The following is a 19,539-nucleotide window of genomic DNA, read 5'->3' as shown; positions in this document are numbered from 1 at the left end:
GCACCGGTCAGGCCGGCGCCAGGGTGACGGGTACACCGTTGAACACTGCATTGCCGGACGGTATGTCGAGTACCGCATCATCGGTCAGCGTATTGGCGTTCACCCCGGGGTTTCCGACCGCCACTTGTTGCGCGCTTCCGTCGTGACCCCAGCCGTGTGGCAGGCTCACCACTCCCGGCATGATCGTCTCGGTGGGTTCCAAGGGAACGATCAGGGAGCCGGCGGCCGATTTCACGATCGCATGCTCACCGAGCCCGAGGCGGGCGATATCGTCGGGATGGATCTGCAGTGTGCAGCGGTTGGTACCGCCGACCAGCCGCTCCATATTGTGCATCCAACTGTTGTTCGAGCGCAGATGACGCCGGCCGATGAGCACCAGATCCGCCGGTGCCGCCGCCGAACCGGCTCGTAGTCGCTCGATATCGGTCAACAGCAGCTCGGGGGCGAGTTCGACCTTTCCCGAGGCGGTCCGCAGGACCTCGGGAAGGCGGGGCCGCAGCGGGCCGAGGTCGATACCGTGCGGATTGTCCAGCAGAGTCTGCAAACTCAGGTCGCCGCCGTTCCAGGCACCATAAGGGCCCAGGCGCAGCATCAGGTCCACCCGTTGTTCGGTGGTGGTGGCGCCGAGCAGATCCGGACGGCGCTGGGCGAAACCGGCGCGCTGCAGGGTATCGGCGATAACGAATTCGTCGAAGGCGGCGAGCGGATCGAAATCCGCGGTGGGGTTGTGCGGCTGCCCGCTCACCGCCGCGCCCAGCCGCACATACACCGCCGCCTCGGAAGGCTGGTCACCCAGCGGTACCAGGGGTGGCGAGTACCGGGCGTAGTTGCGTACCGCGAACTGCAGTAGCGCGAAATCGTAGTGCGGCGACTGCACCGGGCGGGGCGGGGGCAGGATCACATCGGCGTGCCGGGTTGTCTCGTTGAGGTAGCGGTCGACGCTCACCATGAATTCCAGCCCGGCGAACGCCTCGTCCAGCCGGGGGCCGCTCGGCGCGGACAGCACCGGATTACCCGCGACGGTGATCAGGGCACGGACCTGACCCTCACCCGGTGTGGTGATCTCGTCGACGAGGGTCGCGATCGGCAGTTCGCCCATCGCCTCCGGAAGCTGCCGGACCCGGCTGCGCCACCGGCCCGGACGGAAGGGTTTGGTGCGGACGATGCCGCGCGCGGCGGCGGTCGCGAACATGACCCCGCCGGGACGGTCGAGATTGCCGGTCAACGCATTGAGTACATCGACCAGCCATTGGGTGAGAGTGCCGAATTCGGCTGTGCACGTTCCGATGCGGGCATACACCGCGGCGCTGGGCGCGGCGGCCAGTTCACGTGCCAGGCGGCGCACGGTATCGGCGGTGACTCCGGTCCGCTCGGCCACCAGTTCCGGCGGGAAATCCGCCGCCGCGGCCCGCACCTCGTCCAGACCGTTCACCTCGACGCCGATATCGGTGAGGTTCTCGGCGAACAGGGTGTGCACGATTCCGAAGAGGAGGTAGGCGTCGGCGCCGGGCCGGATGAACAGATGCTCGTCGGCGACGGCCGCGGTCCGGGTGCGCCGCGGATCCACCACGACCAGCCGGCCCCCGCGTTCCCGCAAGGCGCGCAGGCGACCGGGGAAATCCGGGGCGGTACATACCGAACCGTTGGATTCGAGCGGATTGGCGCCCAGCATCAGCAGATAGCCGGTGCGGTCGAGATCGGGCACCGGCACGGCCAGCGGATCACCGAAGAGCAGACCGCAGGCCAGCTGCTTGGGCATCTGGTCGGCAGTACTGGCGGAGAACAGGTTTTTCGTACCGAGTGCGCGAATCACCGCCGGGGCATACAGAGTGCCGGCAACGGTGTGGGCGTTGGGATTGCCCAGATACAGCGCGACCGCCTGGTTGCCGTGCGCCGATTTGATCGCGGGAATACGTTCGGCGATGAGATCGAAGGCCTCGTTCCAGCTCGCGGTGCGCCAGGTGCCGCTCGCGCGATCCCGGATCATCGGCTCGGTGAGGCGATCGGGGTCGCTGTCGAGGCGGCCGAAGCTCGCGCCTTTCGGGCAGAGGAAACCGGCGCTGAACGGGTCCTGTTTATCACCGCGGACCGCAGTCACCCGGTCGTCGGCGTCCAGGGTGAGTTCCAGGCCGCACACCGCCTCGCACAGCGGGCAGGTGCGCAGTAGATTCCGCGAACCGGTCGCGGGGTCAATAGGAGACGTAGGACGGGCCATGACTCCATCATGGCCCGGCGGCCCCGTCCTCGAGGAGTATTCCGCCGTTTCGGTGGATATAACTGCGGCACCCCGCCCTCAGTCGACCCTGTCCTGATCATCCAGGACGGACGGGTCGGCTGACGACCGCGTGGTAGATGTACCGGCAACTCCCGGCCCGGGCATCGCCCCTTTGCGCTTGCGCCGGCCCCAGCGCGGTCCGGGAACTCGTTGCGGTGGACGAGTTGCGGTGGACGATGGGCCCGTTACGGCCGAGCGGTGGCATCGACACGTTCCGGGTGCCCGGTCAGCGCGTTCCCCGCCGACAGGATTCGGCACGCGTCATCACCGCACACGCAGTCAGAGGTGCACCACACTGCCCGACCCGGCCGATTCCCGGGCGGCCTCGAGGATTTGCAGACCGGCCAGGGCGTCGCGCGGGTCGACCGGAACCGGTGCGCCGTCGAGCACCGCATCGGCCAGGGCGCGGTAGAAGGCGAGATAGTCGCCGGGCAGGGTCGGAACGGCAGACCCCTCCGGGTCCGCGCCGAGGATTCCGTACCGTTCGGGTTCCACGGTCCCCCAGGGCTTTCCGTCGCCGGGGCGTCGGCCGCTGCGTAGCGCAGCCTCCTGCGGATCCAGCCCGTACACCTCGTAGCCGGCCTTCTCCCCAAGTACCCGGAAACGCGGGCCGAGGCGCGGCGCGACCGCGCTGGCCCACAGGTGGGAGCGAACTCCGCCGGTATGGGTCAGCGCCAGGAACACATCGTCGTCGGTGCTCACCCCCGGGCGCCGGGAGTCGAGTTCGCAGTAGACGGCGCCGACCGGGCCGAACAGGGTCAATGCTTGATCGACGAGATGGCTGCCCAGGTCATAGAGGGTTCCGGCGGCGTCGGCGGCGGTACCGGTCTCGCGCCAGCCGCTCTTGGGCACCGGCCGCCAGCGTTCGAACCGGGATTCGAAACGGCGCACCTGGCCCAGCCGGCCCGACCCCGCCAGTTCGCCGACCGTCCGGAAATCACCGTCCCACCGGCGGTTCTGGAACACCGTCAGCACGCTGCCGGCTCCTTCGGCATACCGGACCACCTCCGCGGCCTCGGCAGCGGAGACCGCGAACGGCTTGTCCACCACTACGGCGGCGCCCGCGGCGAGCGCCCGCAATGCCAGTTCGGTGTGAGTGCGGTTGGGTGCGGCGACGACGACCACATCGATTCCGGACAGATCCGCGAACAACGCATCGGCGTCCGGCAGAACCCGCACCCCCGGATGCTCGCGCCGGGCCTGCTCGCCCCGTTCCCGCGAGCCCGTCACCACCGCGGCGACCCGCAGTCGCGGTTCGGCGGCGACCAGCGGTGCATGGAATACCGCACCGGCCAAGCCGTACCCGATGATCGCGACGCCGAGACTGCTCATACCCGCGACGTTACCCGGCGCCGCCGCTCACCCCGCGGAGGCCAGGAACGACAGCCGCACCTGCCGATCGGGGTTGTCGACATTCACATCGACGAGGGCAATGGACTGCCAGGTGCCGAGCGCGAGTTCCCCATCGAGCACCGGAACGGTCGCATACGGGGCGATGAGCGCCGGCAGGACATGGGAGCGCCCGTGCCCGCGCGACCCGTGCACATGCCGCCAGCGATCGTCGGCGGGCAACAGATCCCGCAGCGCGGCCAGCAGGTCGTCGTCGCTGTGGGCACCCAGTTCCATGATGGCGACACCGGCGGTGGCATGCGGAACGAAGACGTGTAGCAGTCCATCGCCACCCGCCTGCCGTACGAATTCCGAGCATTCGCCGGTGATATCCCGGACCGTCTCCGTACTCCCGGTGCGTACCGCGATCAGTGTGCTCCGCATATCCGCAGCGTACGCGGCGACAGTTGCCCTCGACCAGCGTGCAGGCCGTGTGCCACAGCGCGCTGAGCAGGTGACTTCCGACCGCCGCGGCGGTCGCAGCGCCGACCGTTCACTGCCCCTCGAGCACTGGTCGGTGCAGGTTCGGGCGAGCGCTGCCGCATCGAACGGCTGATGGGCTGACCGTACCGCGTGGACTTTCACCACCGCCCTGAATGGCGGCGCACCAACCCACCCTGATAGCGCTCGGCGATCCGGACCATGATCGGCGAACAGCCGGCGGCCACCGTGCGCGCGGCCAAGTGGTCGCTGCGAGTGGGGCCACGGTTGACGATCAATACCGTGCCGCCGCGGCGGGCGACGCGGTGGACGAAGCGGCGACCGGACCACACGGTCAAACTGGACCCCGCCACGAGCACCACTTCGGCCGCGTCCACCAGCGCATAGGCCGCTGCTACCCGGTCCGGCGGCACATTCTCGCCGAAGTAGACGATATCGGGCTTCAACAGTCCGCCGCAGTGTTCGCAATCCACCATGCGGAAGCCGGCGATATCCTCCACCACCGCGTCCGCGTCCGGGGCGACCTCGAGGCCGGTCACCGAGGAGACGGCGAAACCCGGATTGACGCGTTCGAGCCGTTCGGCGAGCGCCATCCGGGAGATCCGGGACTCGCAGGACAGGCATCGGACCTGTGCGTAACTCCCGTGGAGGTCGATCACCCGCCGGCTGCCCGCTTTGGTGTGGAGCAGATCGACATTCTGGGTGATCACACCGGCCACCACATTGTGGCGCTCGAGCGCGGCCAGCGCACGATGCCCGTCGTTCGGCCGGGCAGCGTCCATATACCGCCAGCCCACGTGATTACGGGCCCAGTACCGGCGGCGGAATTCCGGATCACCCACGAACTGCTGGTAGGTCATCGGATTACGCGGCGGCGAATCGGGCCCCCGGTAATCGGGAATTCCGCTGTCGGTGGAGATTCCGGCGCCGGTGAGGACGACAACGCTCCGGTTTCCGATCAGCGCGACCAGGTCATCGGCTGCGTCCACGTCGCGTATCGGGCGGTCGTCACTGAGCAGCGCCGTATCGGACATGCTCCCGAGAGTACGGATCTACCGGCACCGTCACATCACCCCTAGGGCGACAGGGGTGGCTACCGCCTCACGGCACGCATACACCTGGCCGGTCGGTGACGGGGGCTCGCGCAGGAAGCCGCGAGTCGGCGGTGCGCGCGAGCCGGCCGGGAATCAGGTCTGGAGACCGGCTAGTTTCCCCGCCTCAGCGTCGAGTCCGAGCATCGCTAGGAGGTTCCGGCAGTCGGCGGCATCGGTCGAGTGTCCGGCGACGATCCGGGCGGCGACGGCGCTGCGACGGGCGACCTCCGCCCGCTCGGCGCTGCGGATCTCGGCGAATTCGGCCAGTTCGGCCTCGGGTAGCTCGTGATCGACAGGGGTGGGGCGGCTGGATGTGCCAGGCATGGGTCTCCTTCGAGGTTGCCCGAAGCCTACGCTGCCCGCGGGTGCGGCACATCCCAACCGGAAAACATCCGGCGCCGCACCGTGGACATCGAGGGCGGGACCCGGTTGGTCCGGCGGAACTTCACTGCAGGCGATTACCGGAGTACGGTGCGGCGGTATCCGGCAGGTCTACTGGAGAATTGCCGCTTCCGGCGGGTGCCGATCGATTGCCGGAACAATGGTGGATACCGAATCCAGGCGTGGAGGATCGCCACCGGCGCCAACCGGAAACACGATTGTCTCCAATACGCCTATGTCGCTTCTGGGGCCCTTGTTTTATACGACATATCTCCTCTAAATTCACTCCCTGCACGTTCACCGTTCTGGAATGCCCGTGCTCCGCAGCCGTGCGGCCGGGGTTCCGTGTAGCGAGGAGGTCCCCGGTGGAGATCGACCACTTCAGCCACGGCTGGCTCACGCCCGTGGTCGCCTACGTCATGTCGTTCACCGGGTCGTTGCTAGGTCTACGGTGCATGAGCCGGGTGCGTAGCGGTTCGATATTCGACGGCTGGCTCATCGCCGCCGCCGTCGCCATCGGCGGCACGGGAATCTGGGTTATGCATTTCATCGCCATGCTGGGTTTCCGGATCGACGGCGCGGCCATCAAATACGACGTCCCCGTCACGCTGGCAAGCGCCCTGATCGCGATGATCGTCGTCTGGCTCGGACTGTGCCTGGCCCAGCAGCGCAGCCTGGGAAACCGGGGGCTGCTGGTCGGCGGCGTGGTGACCGGACTCGGCGTGGGCGCCATGCACTACGCCGGTATGTATGCCATGAAAACCGATGTGGAGATCGGCTACGACTGGCCGACCGTCATCCTGTCGATGATCATCGCGGTCCTCGCCGCGACCGCCGCACTGTGGTTCACCCTCAACGTGCGCAGCACCCTCGCGACTCTCGGCGCCGCCCTGGCCATGGGGATGGCCGTGGCCGGAATGCACTACACGGGGATGTTCGCCATGCATATCGGCGATCAGCAGCACCATATGCCGCCGGCGGGCGCGGGAGCCGCCCAGTTGCTCACACCGCTGATCGTGAGTGTCAGCCTGGTGACCGTCGGCATGCTTTTCCACCTGGGCCTCACGGAGGTCGGCGGCGCGACACCCCTCACCCGACGGCCTGCCACCGAGAACTACTGGCCGACCCGGGACTGAATTCGCCCAGTGTCCGAAGTGCGTCACGTGACGTAGCCACGCCACCGCAAAGTTCGGCCGAATTGTTCAGTGCGGAATGCCCTATCCAGCGGGCCCCTTGTTCTCGTGGCGCCCGGCAATCCGGCGCCCCCGGGGCAGCGGGCGGATCATCGCGCCACCGCTCGATACGGGGCGCAGGCGAAGGCGCCCTGCGACGCCACTAGGCTCGGGGAGTGCGGCAGCGGATCATCGTGGATGTGGATACCGGCGTGGACGATTCCCTCGCGCTGCTGTATCTGCTCGCCAGCCCGGACGCCGAGATCACCGGCATCGCCGCGACCGCCGGAAACGTGCCCGCCGGACAAGTCGCGATCAACAACCTGGCCTGGCTCGACCTGGTCGGCGCCCCGGATATCGAAGTGGCGCTGGGCGCGACCGACCCACTCGAGATACCGCTGCGCACCACCGAGGACACCCACGGACCGCAGGGTGTCGGCTACGCCGAACTCCCCGCACCGGCCCGCCGGATCTCCGGCCGCAGCGCGGCGCAGATGTGGGTCGATCAGGCGCGGGCGCATCCCGGGGATCTGCTCGGCCTGTGCACCGGACCGCTCACCAACCTCGCCCTCGCCCTGCGGATCGAACCCGAGTTGCCGCGGCTGCTGCGCCGGCTGGTGATCATGGGCGGGGCGTTCAACCATCCGGGCAACACCACCCCGACCAACGAGTGGAATATCCACGTCGATCCCGAAGCCGCGAAAATCGTTTTCGACGCCTTCTCCGCCGCGCCGGCGCATCGGCGACCGGTGGTGTGCGCGCTCGATATCACCGAAACCATCGAGATGCGGCCCGCACATCTCACCCGGCTGGCGAGCCGGGCCGGGAGCTTCCCGATCGAGACGGTATCGCCGGCGGATCCGCCCGCAGCGCGGTCGGCGGCAAGCAATCCGATCATCCGCCACGTCACCGATGCCGTCCGCTTCTATTTCGACTTCCACCACGGCTATGACCTCGGCTACTTGGCCCATATGCACGATCCGTTCGCGGCTGCCGTAGCCCTGGACCCCACACTCGCCCGCACCCGGCCCGCGACTGTGGACGTAGAGCTCGCCGGCACCCTCACCCGCGCCACCACCGTCGCCGACTGGGCGGGTATGTGGGGCCGCCCGCCCAACGCCGATATCGTCGTCGCCACCGACCCGGACCGGTTCTTCGACCGGCTCATCACCCGGATCGGCGATTATGCCCGCGCACGCTTCCCCGCGGCCGCCGGCGAACACACGCTCACAGCGGAATCGAGCTGACCCGGCCGCACCGAAGTGCCCGATCCGACCCCAGGAGGACCAGCCAGTGACCACACCCGGTGGCGCCGAGATCCCGGCCGACGAAGCGTATCTGACGCAGTTGCGGCAACGCCTCGACCTGCCCGGACTGATCGATGTACACACCCATTTCATGCCGCACCGGGTCATGCGCAAGGTATGGGCATATTTCGATACGGCCGGACCGCTCATCGGACGCCCGTGGCCGATCACCTACCGGGACGAGGAACCGGCGCGGCTCGAGGCGCTCCGCCGGTTCGGGGTCCGCGCGTTCACGGCCCTGGTCTACCCGCACCGCCCGGATATGGCGGCGTGGCTCAACGACTGGACGGCGAAATTCGCTGCAGAAGTCCCGGAATGCCTGCATACGGCGACGTTCTATCCCGAACCGGCCGCAGCCGGATACGTCACGGCCGCACTGGACCAGGGCGCACAAGTCTTCAAGGCACATATCCAGGTCGGCGCCTACGACCCCCGCGATCCCCTGCTGGAACCGGTGTGGGGTGCACTCACCGACGCACAGGTACCGACGGTTATCCACTGCGGTTCCGGACCGGCGCCCGGTATTTTCACCGGCCCGGAACCGATCACCGAGGTACTCCGCCGTTTCCCGCGGTTACCGCTGATCGTGGCGCATATGGGTATGCCGGAATACCGCGAGTTCCTCGATCTGGCCGACCGCTATCCCGGTGTCCATCTCGATACCACCATGGCGTTCACCGATTTCGCTGAGGAGGGCAGCCCCTTCCCGTCCGATGCCCGGAAACGGCTGGCCGATTACGGCGACCGGATCATGTTCGGCAGCGATTTCCCGAATATCCCGTACCCATACCGCCACGCCGTGCAGGCGCTGGAACGCCTCGATCTCGGCGACGACTGGCTGCGCGCAGTCTGCTACCGCACCGCCGCAAAGCTTTTCGCTCTCGACTGACCTCCGGTCAGCTGTCGAAGGCGTCCAGTAACCGTTCCGCGGCCAGCGCAGCGGTGAGCGCGCCCGCGCGCACCTGCGCCTCCACATCGCCGCGGATCGACTTCACGTTCGGGTTGTCGGCCAGTCGGCGCAGCAGCTGATCGTGCACCATGGTCCACGTCCAGTCGACCTGCTGGCGGCGCCGCTTCTCGGCGAACTCCCCTGCCTCGGTGAGCACCCGGCGATGGTCCAGCACGGTCTGCCAGAACTTGTCCAGCCCGGTGCCCTCGAGGCCGCTCATGGTGAGTACCGGCGGTTTCCACAGCGCATCGTGCGGATGGATGAGCCGCAGCGCTCCGGACAGCTCCCGAGCCGCGCCCTTGGCCTCGATCTCGTGTTTACCGTCGGCCTTGTTCACCGCGACCAGATCGGCCAGTTCCAGCACACCCTTCTTGATGCCCTGCAACTGGTCACCGGTGCGGGCCAGGGTGAGGAAGCAGAAGACGTCGACCATATTCGCCACCGTCACCTCGGACTGGCCGACGCCGACGGTTTCCACCAGGATCACGTCGTAACCGGCCGCCTCGAGCAGTGCGATGGTCTCCCGGGTGGCCTTGGCGACCCCACCGAGTGTCCCGGCGGTCGGTGAGGGCCGGATGAAGGCGTTCGGCTCCACCGACAGCCGCGCCATCCGGGTCTTGTCACCGAGGATCGACCCGCCGGTGCGGGTGGACGAGGGATCCACCGCCAGCACCGCGACCCGGTGGCCCTCCTGGATCAGGCTCATCCCCAGCGCGTCGATGAAGGTGGATTTACCCACCCCTGGCACACCGGTGATCCCGACCCGATTCGACAGTGCGGCACCGGGTTCCGGAGTCAATTTCAGCAGGAGCTGCTGGGCCAGCTCCCGGTGGTCGGTCCGGGTGGACTCGACCAGGGTGATCGCCCGGGCGAGGGCGGCCCGCTCACCGGAGCGGACCGCCTGCGCGAGCGCGTCGACATCGATGGCGCGCGCGTTCATCCCTGGGTATTCGCCTCGGTACCGGTTGCGCCGGAACCGAGCTCGTGTCCGAGCGCGGCGCCGAGCTTACGCAGCAGGTCGATCGCGGCGTCCGCGATCACCGTGCCCGGCGGGAAGATCGCCGCGGCACCCGCCTCGTAGAGCTCGTCGAAATCACCGGGCGGGATGACCCCACCGACGATGACCATGATGTCGGGCCGGCCGACATCGGCCAGTGCCTGCCGCAGGGCCGGCACCAGCGTGAGATGACCGGCCGCCAGCGAGGACACACCGACGCAGTGCACATCGTTGTCCGCGGCCTGACGGGCCACCTCTTCGGGGGTCTGGAACAGCGGACCCACATCGACGTCGAAGCCGAGATCGGCGAAGGCGGTGGCGATCACCTTCTGACCGCGGTCGTGACCGTCCTGGCCCATCTTCGCGACCAGGATGCGCGGACGCCGTCCCTCGGCCTCGGCGAACTCCTCCACCAGATCCCCGGCGGTGGTGATGTTGGTGACCTTGCCGGCCTCGTCGCGATACACACCGGACAGGGTACGGATTTCGGCCTGGTGCCGGCCGTAGACCTTCTCCAGCGCGTCGGAGATCTCGCCGACGGTCGCCTTCGCCCGCGCGGCGTCGATGGCCAGCGCCAGCAGGTTGTTCTCCATCCCGCCCTCGGACGATGCGGCGGCCCTGGACAATTCGGCCAGCGCCCGCTCCACCGCGTCCTGGTCGCGATCGGCGCGCAGGCTCCGCAGCTTCTCGAGCTGTTCGGCCCGCACCCGCGAATTCTCGACCTTGAGGACCTCGACCTCGTGATCCTCGGCGACCTGGTACTTGTTGACACCGATCACCGGCTGCTGGCCGGTATCGATGCGGGCCTGGGTCCGGGCCGCGGCTTCCTCGATTCGCAGCTTCGGAATACCCTCACCGATGGCCTGCGCCATCCCACCGTGCGCCTCCACCTCGGCGATATGCGCGCGCGCACGTTCGGCGAGCTGATGGGTCAGCCATTCGACGTAGTAGGAGCCACCCCACGGATCGATCGGACGGGTGGTGTTCGACTCCTGCTGGATGAGCAACTGGGTGTTGCGCGCGATACGGGCCGAGAAATCGGTCGGCAGCGCGAGCGCCTCGTCCAGGGCGTTGGTGTGCAGCGACTGGGTGTGCCCCTGGGTCGCCGCCATCGCCTCGATACAGGTGCGGGCCACATTGTTGTAGGCGTCCTGCGCGGTCAGCGACCAGCCCGACGTCTGCGAATGGGTCCGCAGCGACAGCGATTTCGGGTTCTTCGGCTCGAATTTCGCGACCAGTTCGCTCCACAGCAGCCGGCCCGCGCGCAGCTTGGCGACCTCCATGAAGAAATTCATGCCGATGGCCCAGAAGAACGACAACCGGGGCGCGAACTTGTCGATCTCCATTCCGGCGTCGATTCCGGCTCGCAGGTATTCCACGCCGTCGGCGAGGGTGTAGGCGAGTTCGAGATCGGCGGTCGCACCGGCTTCCTGGATGTGGTAGCCGGAAATGGAGATGGAATTGAACTTCGGCATCTTCGCACTGGTGTAGGCGAAGATATCGGAGATGATCCGCATCGACGGTTTCGGCGGATAGATATAGGTGTTGCGGACCATGAACTCTTTCAGAATATCGTTCTGAATCGTTCCGGCCAGCTGTTCCGGCGCCACACCCTGTTCCTCGGCCGCCACCACGTACAGCGCCAGGATCGGCAGCACCGCGCCGTTCATCGTCATCGAGACGCTGACCTGGTCGAGCGGGATCTGGTCGAAGAGCTGGCGCATATCCAGGATGGAATCGATGGCCACGCCCGCCATGCCGACGTCACCCTGCACCCGCGGATGGTCGGAGTCGTACCCGCGGTGGGTGGCCAGGTCGAACGCCACCGACAGACCCTTCTGGCCGGCCTGCAGGTTACGGCGGTAGAAAGCATTGGAATCGGCCGCGGTGGAGAAACCCGCGTACTGGCGGACCGTCCACGGCTGGTTCACATACATCGTCGGATACGGCCCGCGCACGAACGGCGCGACACCGGGGACGCTGTCGAGCGGGAAACCCGCCGCGGCCACGGCGTCCCGATCGGCCTTGGTGAACACCGGCGGCACATCGATCCCCTCGGGGGTCGACCACACGAGCTGTTCGGGGGCGTAGTTGTTCGCCGTGGCCGATTCCTGAACGAAGGCATCGCGTGCGCTGTCGTCGGCCGCGGCCGGGGTCAGCCCCGGCTCGGTGAGCGGTACATCGGCGAAACTACCGACCACCTGCTCGATTCGCTGAGTCGTCATCAGGCTCCCACTTTCTCCAGCAGGGCGGTCAGGGCGGCGACCGCGTCGATCCGGGCCGCCAGGAACCCGTCCGGACGCCGGGCCTCCTCGATACCGGCCACGACCTTCTCCGGCCCGGCCAGCAGTACGGTTTCGACACCGGCGCTGCGTAGTTGTTCCACCGCGCCCGCGGCATCGGTGCCGTACCGCGCGTCGGTGCCGCAGAGCACCGCGATCTTTGCGCCGGATTCCTGTGCTGCCGCGGCGATCTCACCGTCGGCCAGGGGGCCAGGATCGACGGATTCGATCCCGCCCGAAGCCAGCAGGTTGGCAATGAAGGTGACCCGCACGTTGTGCTCGGCCACCGTGCCCAGCGGCACCAGCAGCGCCTGCGGACGGGTGCCGTGCGCCGCCAGATAGGTATCCGAACGATCGCGCAGCGCTTCGAACGCGGCGCCGTAGCGCTGTCCCGGTCCGGCCGTCAGGGCGGCCTCCGACAGCGGCGCCTCGGCCAGGTTCGGGAATTCGTTGACACCGGTGACAGCGGTCCGGCGGTGGGCGATATCGCTTTCCCGCAGTGCTTTCGTCGCATCGATCTGCGTGCCGAGGAGGCCGGAATCCAGCGCCGCACGATATCCACCGGCGGATTCGAGTTCCTGCATGAATTCCCAGGCGGTAGCAGCCAGATCGGCGGTGTACTGCTCGACGTACCACGAACCCGCACCGGGGTCGTGCACATGCCCGAGATGGGATTCCTCGAGCAGGAGCAGCTGGGTGTTACGGGCCATCCGCTCCGAGAACGACGCCGAGACCCCGAGTTCGCCCGCGGGCAGCGCGGAATCGAACGGCAGCACGGTGACGGTATCGGCGCCACCCACACCGGCGCCGAAGGCGGCCAGAGTGGTGCGCAGCAGGTTGACCCAGGGGTCGCGCCGGCTCATCATCGCCGCGGAGGTCACCGCATGCTGCGGGGCCGCGCCTTCCGACGGTGCGCCGAGGGCGTGGGCGACCCGCGCCCACAGGCGGCGCGCGGCGCGGAACTTCGCGATGGTGGCGAACTGGTCGTCGGTGGCGGCGAACCGGAACTCCACCTGGCGCAGCGCTTCGGCGACCGGCATCTCCCCGGACAGCACGCGCAGGTATTCGAGTCCGGCGGCGACAGCGGCACCGAGCTCCTGGGCGTCGGAGGCGCCGGCATCGTGGAAGACGGTGCCGTCCACGGTGATCGCGCGGACGGTTTCGGGACGCCGGCCGGCGGCGGCCGCCAGGGCCGTCGTCTCGGCGAGACCGAGCTCCTCGGTACCGGCGAACGCGGCGGTGAGCGGGGCCGCGCCGAGCGAGATCCGGATCGCGGAGCGGTCGGGTGCCGAATACCGGCCGACCACCTCGTAGACGGCTTCGGCCGCTTCGGCGGCCTCGGTGCCCGCGCGCAGGGCCAGTGGTGCCAGCTCGAACAGCAGGCCGTCGAGCGCGGCGGCCAGATCACCGACCGGTACACCGTGCGCACCGGCGGCGAGTTCGACGGCACTCGCGCCGTTCTCCAGGCCGGTGGTGAGCTCCCGGTTCGCGGTCGCCGCATCGGCGGCGGCGATGCGGACGTTGACGTACCAGCCGCGATGGATATCGCGGGTGCCGTCGCCGCCGCGGACGAACGGGTAGGCACCGGGCAGCGGCTGCTCGGGCAGTTCGTCCCGGCGTGTGTACAGCGGCGCGATATCCAGCCCGTCATAGGTGGACTGGTTCAGCAGCTTTTCGGGTTCTGCACCGAGTTCGGCCGCATCGACCTTGCGGGTCTTGGCCAGTACACCCGCCACACCCTTGCGCCAGGCGGGATATTCGGGCACCGCGGACGAGGACGGATCAGCCCCGGCCGCGGGCTCTGCAGCAATCGGCATACCCTGTTCCCTCTTGTCGTTCCAGTACAAGCGCACCAACTACGTGCGCGGGTACCTTGGCATCCGCCCAGCTCAGCGAATACTTTGGTTAACGGGCATTCAGCCCGCCCCTCCGATGCTAGCCGGGACGCCCGATTCGAGCGCCCGGGGCCACCGCTACCAACGGGTAACCTCATCCGGCCGAGACGGCCCGCCGAGTGGTCCGCTACTGTTCTCGGCCACCTCGGCCGATCCCACAACCGCCGGGCCCAGGGATCGTGCCCGGCCACAGCGCCGGCACGCGGCGCGGACAACACCGACTGCCGCGGCGCGGACAACACTGGGTAATCTCGCCCGGTGTTCCGCATCCTCCACGACCGCCGGCTGGTCCTCGTGCTGTGCCTCGCCGTGGTCGTCTGCGCGGCGGCACTACTCACCCCGTTACCCGATCCCCGCCAGATCCAGGAATGGGCCGAGGGCGCCGGCCCGTGGTTCCCGGTGCTGTTCTTCGCGGCACATGCGCTGATCATCATCGCGCCGGTTCCGCGCACCGTGTTCACCGTGGCATCGGGACTGCTTTTCGGCCCATTCCTAGGCCTCGGCGTAGCGGTCACGGCTTCACTGCTGAGTGCCGCAGCGGCCTTCCTTCTAGTCCGCGCATTCGGCCGGGACCGGGTCGCGCCCTATCTCGCCCACCCCACGGTGCAGATCATCGACGACCGCCTGCGCCGCCGCGGCTGGCTCGCGGTCGGCGCGCTGCGTCTGATCGCCTTCGCGCCGTTCTCGGTGGTGAACTATTCGTGCGCGCTGTCCTCCATCCGCTTCTGGCCGTATCTGGGCGCCACACTCGTGGGCATCCTGCCCGGAACGGCCGCCACCGTGGTCCTCGCCGACGCACTGACCGGCGGCACGCATCCGGTCATGGTCGGGGTGTCGATCGCCTGTATCGCCGCCGGCTGCCTCGGCCTGGTGATCGATCAGCGCTGGAAACCGGTCGCGAGCGACTCGGCAACAAGCCCCGGAACACATCGCACCACAGCGCCGTCCGCAACGCCGGACGATATCGTTGCCGACAGGTAACCAAACTGTTTCCGGTTACCATTCAATCGCACCGGTTTACCGCGCACACGTGGCGATTCATCGGAGGAATCCGATTTATGCCACCGGATAGCTGAGGGGTCGTGGCATGCGGATTCTCGTTCGGACATTATGTGCTTGCGGGGCCGCCCTGGCACTGGTGTGCACCTCCCCCACGGCAATCACACTCCCGGGACCGCTGTCCCTCCTGCGGGTGAGACCGCATTCTCCGCCCGCGATCTCGGTCTCGGCGATCCGATCACGCTGCGCGGTGACGACGACGATGTACAGCTGGCGATCCCGGTACCGCCGGGGACCACTCCTACCGAACTCACCATGGCCGTCGACCTGCCGGCCGATCTCGCGCGCGGAACCATCGATGTGGAATCCGGGCAGCGGTTCATCGCCCACGCCGACCTTCCACCGGGGCCGGCGACCCGGGTACCGATCACCCTGCCGTTGAACGAGGCCACCGTCGAGGAGCAGGCCGCGACGGTGACCCTGCACGTCAACCTCTTCCCCGACGAAGGCCGCTGCCCCGACGACTGGTTCGACCACGGAGCCGTACTGCGCGATATCCGGACCGGATACACCGGTAGTCCCGATCCGCCCACCGTCATCGCCGATTTCCTGCCGCCGATCCTGCAGGAGCTCCGCGTCTACGTACCCGATACACCGTCGGACCTCGAGTCCACCGCAGCGCTGTCGCTGTCCACCGCGATCGTCGCCCATTACGGCAGTCAGCCGATCCGGGTGAGCCTGCGCAGGCTCGCCCCGGACGGCTCGATCACCGAACCGGACGATCCGTTCACCCGCTCGGTCGCAATCAGAGCCGGTGGCGATGCGGCCACCACTCTCACTCCGGGCGCCGGCATACCGTCGCTGCTGATCACCGGCAACGACGCGGCGCTGCTCGACCAGACCCGGCTGCTCACCAGCCGGGTCGCCGATTTCGCGGTCGCCAGCCGTGCCGTTGTGGGATCGCTGGATCAGGCACCGGTCCTCGCGCCGGACACCACGACCCTCGGCGAACTCGGGGCGGGCACGCTCACCGCGAGTTCGCATGCGGAGGTCAGCGTCCGGTTCTCCCTCGACCAGTCACAGCTCGGCCGGCCGGCCGGGCATATCCGGATGAAGCTCCAGGGTCACTACACACCGTTACCGCCCAGTCAGGCGGGCCAGCTCGTCGTCACCGCGGGTGAGCAGGAGCTCGCGAACTGGGCGGCGGATTCGGCCGGGCAGATCGACCGCTGGATCGATATCCCCGACGATGTCCTGCAACGCAACACACCGGTTCAGGTGACGTTGCGTACCACCGGGGACACCGGCCGCTGCGGTACCGATCAGCCGCTGACACTGACCATCCTGCCCGGTAGCGAGGTCACCGGCGACGCGGCGCCAGGAGGTCCGCCCCGCGGCTTCCAGGCGTTACCGCAGGGGCTGTTGCCCGTGGTGGAGGTGGGCGCCACGGGCGGCGGTTTCGACGATCTGAGCCGGGCGGTCGCCGTGACTGCAGCTCTGCCCCGACCTCCGGTTCGCCTCGCTGCAGAGCTACTACGACGGCACGCGTCAACTGCTGGTCGCCGCGAGCAACGCCGGCCCCGGCGAACTCGACCGCACCATCGACTGGCTCGCCGGACGGCTGGTATTCGCTCTCCGGCGATGTCCTGTTCACCGCCGCCGGCCGGGAGCCCGTCAATTACAGCCTTCCGGCGCCCGCACCGGACACCGGACCCGAGTCAGCTGTCTCGGCGACCATGCGCACCGTGCTCGTCGTCGCCGCGGTACTGCTCGCCCTCGGCCTCCTCGTGGCATTGTGGTTCGCCGCGCGCGGCCGCCGGACGAACCGACGCTGACCGGCGATGCGCCGCGGCATCGCAGCACCGAGGACGCGCCGTGCGGTGCGCTGGACGATACTGTTCGTCCTCGCCGCGCTGGCGTTCCGGCGCACACTCGCCGATATCTGGCGGGGTGCGGGTGAAGGCACCTCCATCGGTTATCTGTTCGTCCTGCCCGTGCTGGCGCTGGCGCTCATGCTCGGGGTCCGGCGGCACCGCAAACCGGTCCTGCCGATCCATGATCGGGAAACCGATGTCATCGTGGGCCTGATCGGTCTGGTTGTCGCGCGGTTAGATGGTGACGATATCCCCGGTCGCGAAATGCAGCCCGAAGTTGCAGGCTTTGGGTTTGGTCCGGGGATCGGCCGGGGGAACTTCGATGATGCGCAGCGTTTCGGGCGCGTCGACGGCACGGGCGGCCGCGATGGTGGCCTCGTCGTCGGCCTCGAGCAGCAGCAGTATCTGCAGCTTGTCCGCCGGGTACCGGAAGGCGGCGAGGTTTTCGATCACCGTGGCGATCACCTCCGGCTCCCGCGCCCGCTGCCGAGGAGGCCGTGCACCGCGGTTCGCCCCGCCCCGGCCAGAAGGGCGCGGCAAGTCGCTGCACTCCGCAGGAAGGGATCGGCAGGTTCCGCCGGGCGGTCCCGGTGGTACCGGCTCACCGGCTGTTCGCACCCGCCTGATTCCCGGCACCATCACGTGCCGGCTGCCGCCCACTGGGACCGGCCCCGGACTGCGGCTGCCGCAACTCCGTCTACTGCGGAGCGGGCAGGTTACTGCTGGTGCGGTGGCCGCGGCTGCTGGTGGTACTGCTGCGGAGGCGTCCCCGGTTGCTGTGGCTGCACGCCGTACCCGGGACCGGGTTGCGGCGGCATGACCGCCTGCGGGGGCTGCTGCCGCGGCGCGGGCTGCGGATCCGATTTGGCGGTGTTCACGGGCGCTGCCGTATCCACCGGTGTCCGCGCCACGGACTCGGCGGCGCGGACCGCGCGCTCGACGGCCGGATCGGTACTGGTGTCGAACCAGTCCGCGACCTCGTCGGCATCGTCGTCCAATTTGCCCGCGGTCTCGTCCTCGGCCGGGGGCTCGTACCGGAAGACACCGTCGTCGCCCTTGGTTGCGAAATTCTTGGCGAAACCCTCGAGTGCCTTCCCGAAATCGCTCGGCACCAGCCACACCTTGTTCGCATCGCCCCGGGCAACCATGGGCAGGGTCTGCATGTATTGGTAGGCCAGCAGCTCGGGGGTGGGTTTGCCCGATTTGATCGCGGCGAAGACCTTCTCGATCGCCTTGGCCTGGCCCTGTGCCTGCAGGTAGGAGGCGGCGCGCTCACCCTGGGCCCGCAGGATACGGCTCTGCCGTTCACCCTCGGCGGACAGGATCGCCGACTGCTTCGCACCTTCGGCGGAGAGGATCTGCGACTGTTTGGCGCCCTCGGCGGTCTTGATCTGCGATTCCCGGTTGCCCTCGGCGGTGAGGATCATGGCTCGCTTCTCCCGGTCCGCCTTCATCTGCTTCTCCATCGACTCCTGGATCGACGGCGGCGGATCGATGGCCTTCAGTTCCACCCGGGCCACCCGCAGACCCCAGCGGCCGGTCGCTTCGTCGAGCACCCCGCGCAGCTGGCTGTTGATCTGGTCGCGGGAGGTCAGCGTCTCCTCCAGGGTCATCCCGCCGACCACATTGCGCAGAGTGGTGACGGTGAGCTGTTCGACCGCCGCGATGTAGTTGGAGATCTCGTAGACCGCTGCCTGCGGCTGCATGACCTGGAAATACACCACCGAGTCGATCTGCAGCGTGAGATTGTCCTGGGTGATCACCGGTTGCGGCGGGAAGGACACCACGCGTTCGCGCAGATCGACCTTGGCTCGGATCCGGTCGACGAACGGCACCAGGAACGTCAGCTGTCCCGACGCCGTTCGCGAATACCGGCCGAGTCGTTCGATCACCGCGGCCTCGGCCTGCGGTACCAGCGCAATCGACTTGAAAACCACCACCGCCGCCAGCACCACCAGTGCGGCGACGAGTATCAATGCAGCCATTTACGGGCCCTTCCAGACGACCGCTGTCGCCCCGTCGATCTTCATTACGTATACGGTCGCGCCCTCCGGGTACTCCTCCCCCGGGTCCAGGGACCGGGCGCTCCACACTTCGCCGCTCAGTTTCACCCGGCCGTCGTGTTCACCGACCGGTTCGAGCACCAGCGCGGTCTTACCGGTCAGGGCGTCCACATTGGTCGGTGTCGGCGGTGGAGTTCCGAAGCGCCGCAACAGCGTCGGCCGGACGCCGAGCAGCAGCACCACCGCCGAGACCGCGAAGACCACCGCGTCCACGACGACGGGGGCATCGGTCAGGAAGCTCACCCCCGCGGTCAGCAACGCGGCGGAACCGAGCATCAGCAGCGTCAGTTCACCGACGAACATCTCGGCAGCCGCCAGCAGCACACCGGCGACCAGCCAGACAATAGCGGCCACGCCGCCCAGCCTAGTGGGATATTCCCCCGCACGGGGCCCGGACGGCGACACCCGCCCCGGCAGCCGC

At 68.2% G+C, this 19,539-nt stretch carries 16 protein-coding genes; 5 read left to right on the top strand and 11 right to left on the bottom strand.

Annotated features, from left to right (window positions below; translation table 11 throughout):
- Positions 1-7: 7 nt before the first annotated feature.
- From ON22_RS11495 to ON22_RS11475, 5 genes are all read right to left on the bottom strand, one after another.
- Entirely contained in the window at positions 8-2,215 is a 2,208-nt protein-coding gene (locus tag ON22_RS11495; protein ID WP_051157467.1) for a molybdopterin-dependent oxidoreductase, read from the bottom strand.
- A gap of 339 nt (positions 2,216-2,554) precedes the next feature.
- On the bottom strand, positions 2,555-3,607 hold the full coding sequence (locus ON22_RS11490; RefSeq protein WP_033246184.1) for a Gfo/Idh/MocA family oxidoreductase: 1,053 nt from the start codon (positions 3,605-3,607) through the stop codon (positions 2,555-2,557).
- 27 nt (positions 3,608-3,634) lie between these two features.
- Positions 3,635-4,048 (bottom strand): YjbQ family protein, encoded by a 414-nt coding sequence (locus ON22_RS11485; RefSeq protein ID WP_033246185.1) that lies wholly within the window; start codon positions 4,046-4,048, stop codon positions 3,635-3,637.
- Between the two features lie 197 nt (positions 4,049-4,245).
- Positions 4,246-5,139: a Sir2 family NAD-dependent protein deacetylase gene (locus ON22_RS11480; RefSeq protein ID WP_081595497.1), complete on the bottom strand. Its 894-nt coding sequence runs from the start codon at positions 5,137-5,139 to the stop codon at positions 4,246-4,248.
- A gap of 153 nt (positions 5,140-5,292) precedes the next feature.
- A complete protein-coding gene (locus tag ON22_RS11475) occupies positions 5,293-5,523 on the bottom strand; it encodes a hypothetical protein (protein WP_033246186.1) in 231 nt (76 codons plus the stop codon).
- Positions 5,524-5,945: 422 nt separating this feature from the next.
- Between ON22_RS11475 and ON22_RS11470 the strand changes: the two genes are divergently transcribed.
- The 3 genes from ON22_RS11470 (at position 5,946) to ON22_RS11460 (ending at position 8,948) form a co-directional block, all read left to right on the top strand.
- The gene (locus ON22_RS11470) at positions 5,946-6,716 is read left to right on the top strand and encodes an MHYT domain-containing protein (protein ID WP_033246187.1); all 771 of its coding nucleotides are present in this window, start codon (positions 5,946-5,948) and stop codon (positions 6,714-6,716) included.
- 212 nt (positions 6,717-6,928) lie between these two features.
- Positions 6,929-7,999 (top strand): nucleoside hydrolase, encoded by a 1,071-nt coding sequence (locus ON22_RS11465; RefSeq protein ID WP_033246188.1) that lies wholly within the window; start codon positions 6,929-6,931, stop codon positions 7,997-7,999.
- 46 nt (positions 8,000-8,045) lie between these two features.
- The gene (locus tag ON22_RS11460) at positions 8,046-8,948 is read left to right on the top strand and encodes an amidohydrolase family protein (protein WP_373280853.1); all 903 of its coding nucleotides are present in this window, start codon (positions 8,046-8,048) and stop codon (positions 8,946-8,948) included.
- Positions 8,949-8,955: 7 nt separating this feature from the next.
- On the opposite strand, the gene meaB is transcribed toward ON22_RS11460, so the two are convergent.
- The 3 genes from meaB to ON22_RS11445 are packed head-to-tail and all read right to left on the bottom strand — an operon-like array spanning position 8,956 to position 14,104.
- Positions 8,956-9,948: a methylmalonyl Co-A mutase-associated GTPase MeaB gene (meaB, locus tag ON22_RS11455; protein ID WP_033246189.1), complete on the bottom strand. Its 993-nt coding sequence runs from the start codon at positions 9,946-9,948 to the stop codon at positions 8,956-8,958.
- Positions 9,945-12,230, bottom strand: a complete 2,286-nt coding sequence (scpA, locus tag ON22_RS11450; protein ID WP_033246190.1) for a methylmalonyl-CoA mutase — start codon at positions 12,228-12,230, stop codon at positions 9,945-9,947. Before scpA ends, meaB begins: the two co-directional genes overlap by 4 nt.
- Complete coding sequence (locus ON22_RS11445) at positions 12,230-14,104, bottom strand: methylmalonyl-CoA mutase family protein (protein ID WP_081595495.1); 1,875 nt, start codon at positions 14,102-14,104, stop codon at positions 12,230-12,232. The genes scpA and ON22_RS11445 overlap by 1 nt, the downstream gene beginning before the upstream one ends.
- Positions 14,105-14,440: 336 nt before the next feature.
- On the opposite strand from ON22_RS11445, the gene ON22_RS11440 reads away from it, so the two are divergent.
- Positions 14,441-15,163, top strand: a complete 723-nt coding sequence (locus ON22_RS11440) for a TVP38/TMEM64 family protein (protein ID WP_051157465.1) — start codon at positions 14,441-14,443, stop codon at positions 15,161-15,163.
- Between the two features lie 159 nt (positions 15,164-15,322).
- Positions 15,323-17,269 carry a cellulose biosynthesis cyclic di-GMP-binding regulatory protein BcsB gene (locus tag ON22_RS11435; protein ID WP_051157464.1) on the top strand — a complete coding sequence of 649 codons (1,947 nt, stop codon included), beginning with the start codon at positions 15,323-15,325 and terminating at the stop codon, positions 17,267-17,269.
- 20 nt (positions 17,270-17,289) lie between these two features.
- Here ON22_RS11435 and ON22_RS11430 read toward each other — a convergent pair whose 3' ends face one another.
- From ON22_RS11430 to ON22_RS11420, 3 genes are all read right to left on the bottom strand, one after another.
- Positions 17,290-17,520, bottom strand: coding sequence for a glycosyltransferase family protein (locus tag ON22_RS11430; protein ID WP_033246191.1), 231 nt, complete (start codon positions 17,518-17,520; stop codon positions 17,290-17,292).
- Between the two features lie 251 nt (positions 17,521-17,771).
- Positions 17,772-19,040, bottom strand: coding sequence for an SPFH domain-containing protein (locus tag ON22_RS11425; protein WP_033246192.1), 1,269 nt, complete (start codon positions 19,038-19,040; stop codon positions 17,772-17,774).
- Entirely contained in the window at positions 19,041-19,472 is a 432-nt protein-coding gene (locus ON22_RS11420) for an NfeD family protein (RefSeq protein WP_033246193.1), read from the bottom strand.
- Positions 19,473-19,539: the final 67 nt, after the last annotated feature.

It is taken from the genome of Nocardia carnea NBRC 14403, assembly GCF_000308515.1.
Lineage (GTDB): Bacteria > Actinomycetota > Actinomycetes > Mycobacteriales > Mycobacteriaceae > Nocardia > Nocardia carnea.
The sequence above is the reverse complement of the archived record's forward strand: the minus strand, read 5'-3'. Positions and strand labels throughout refer to the sequence as shown.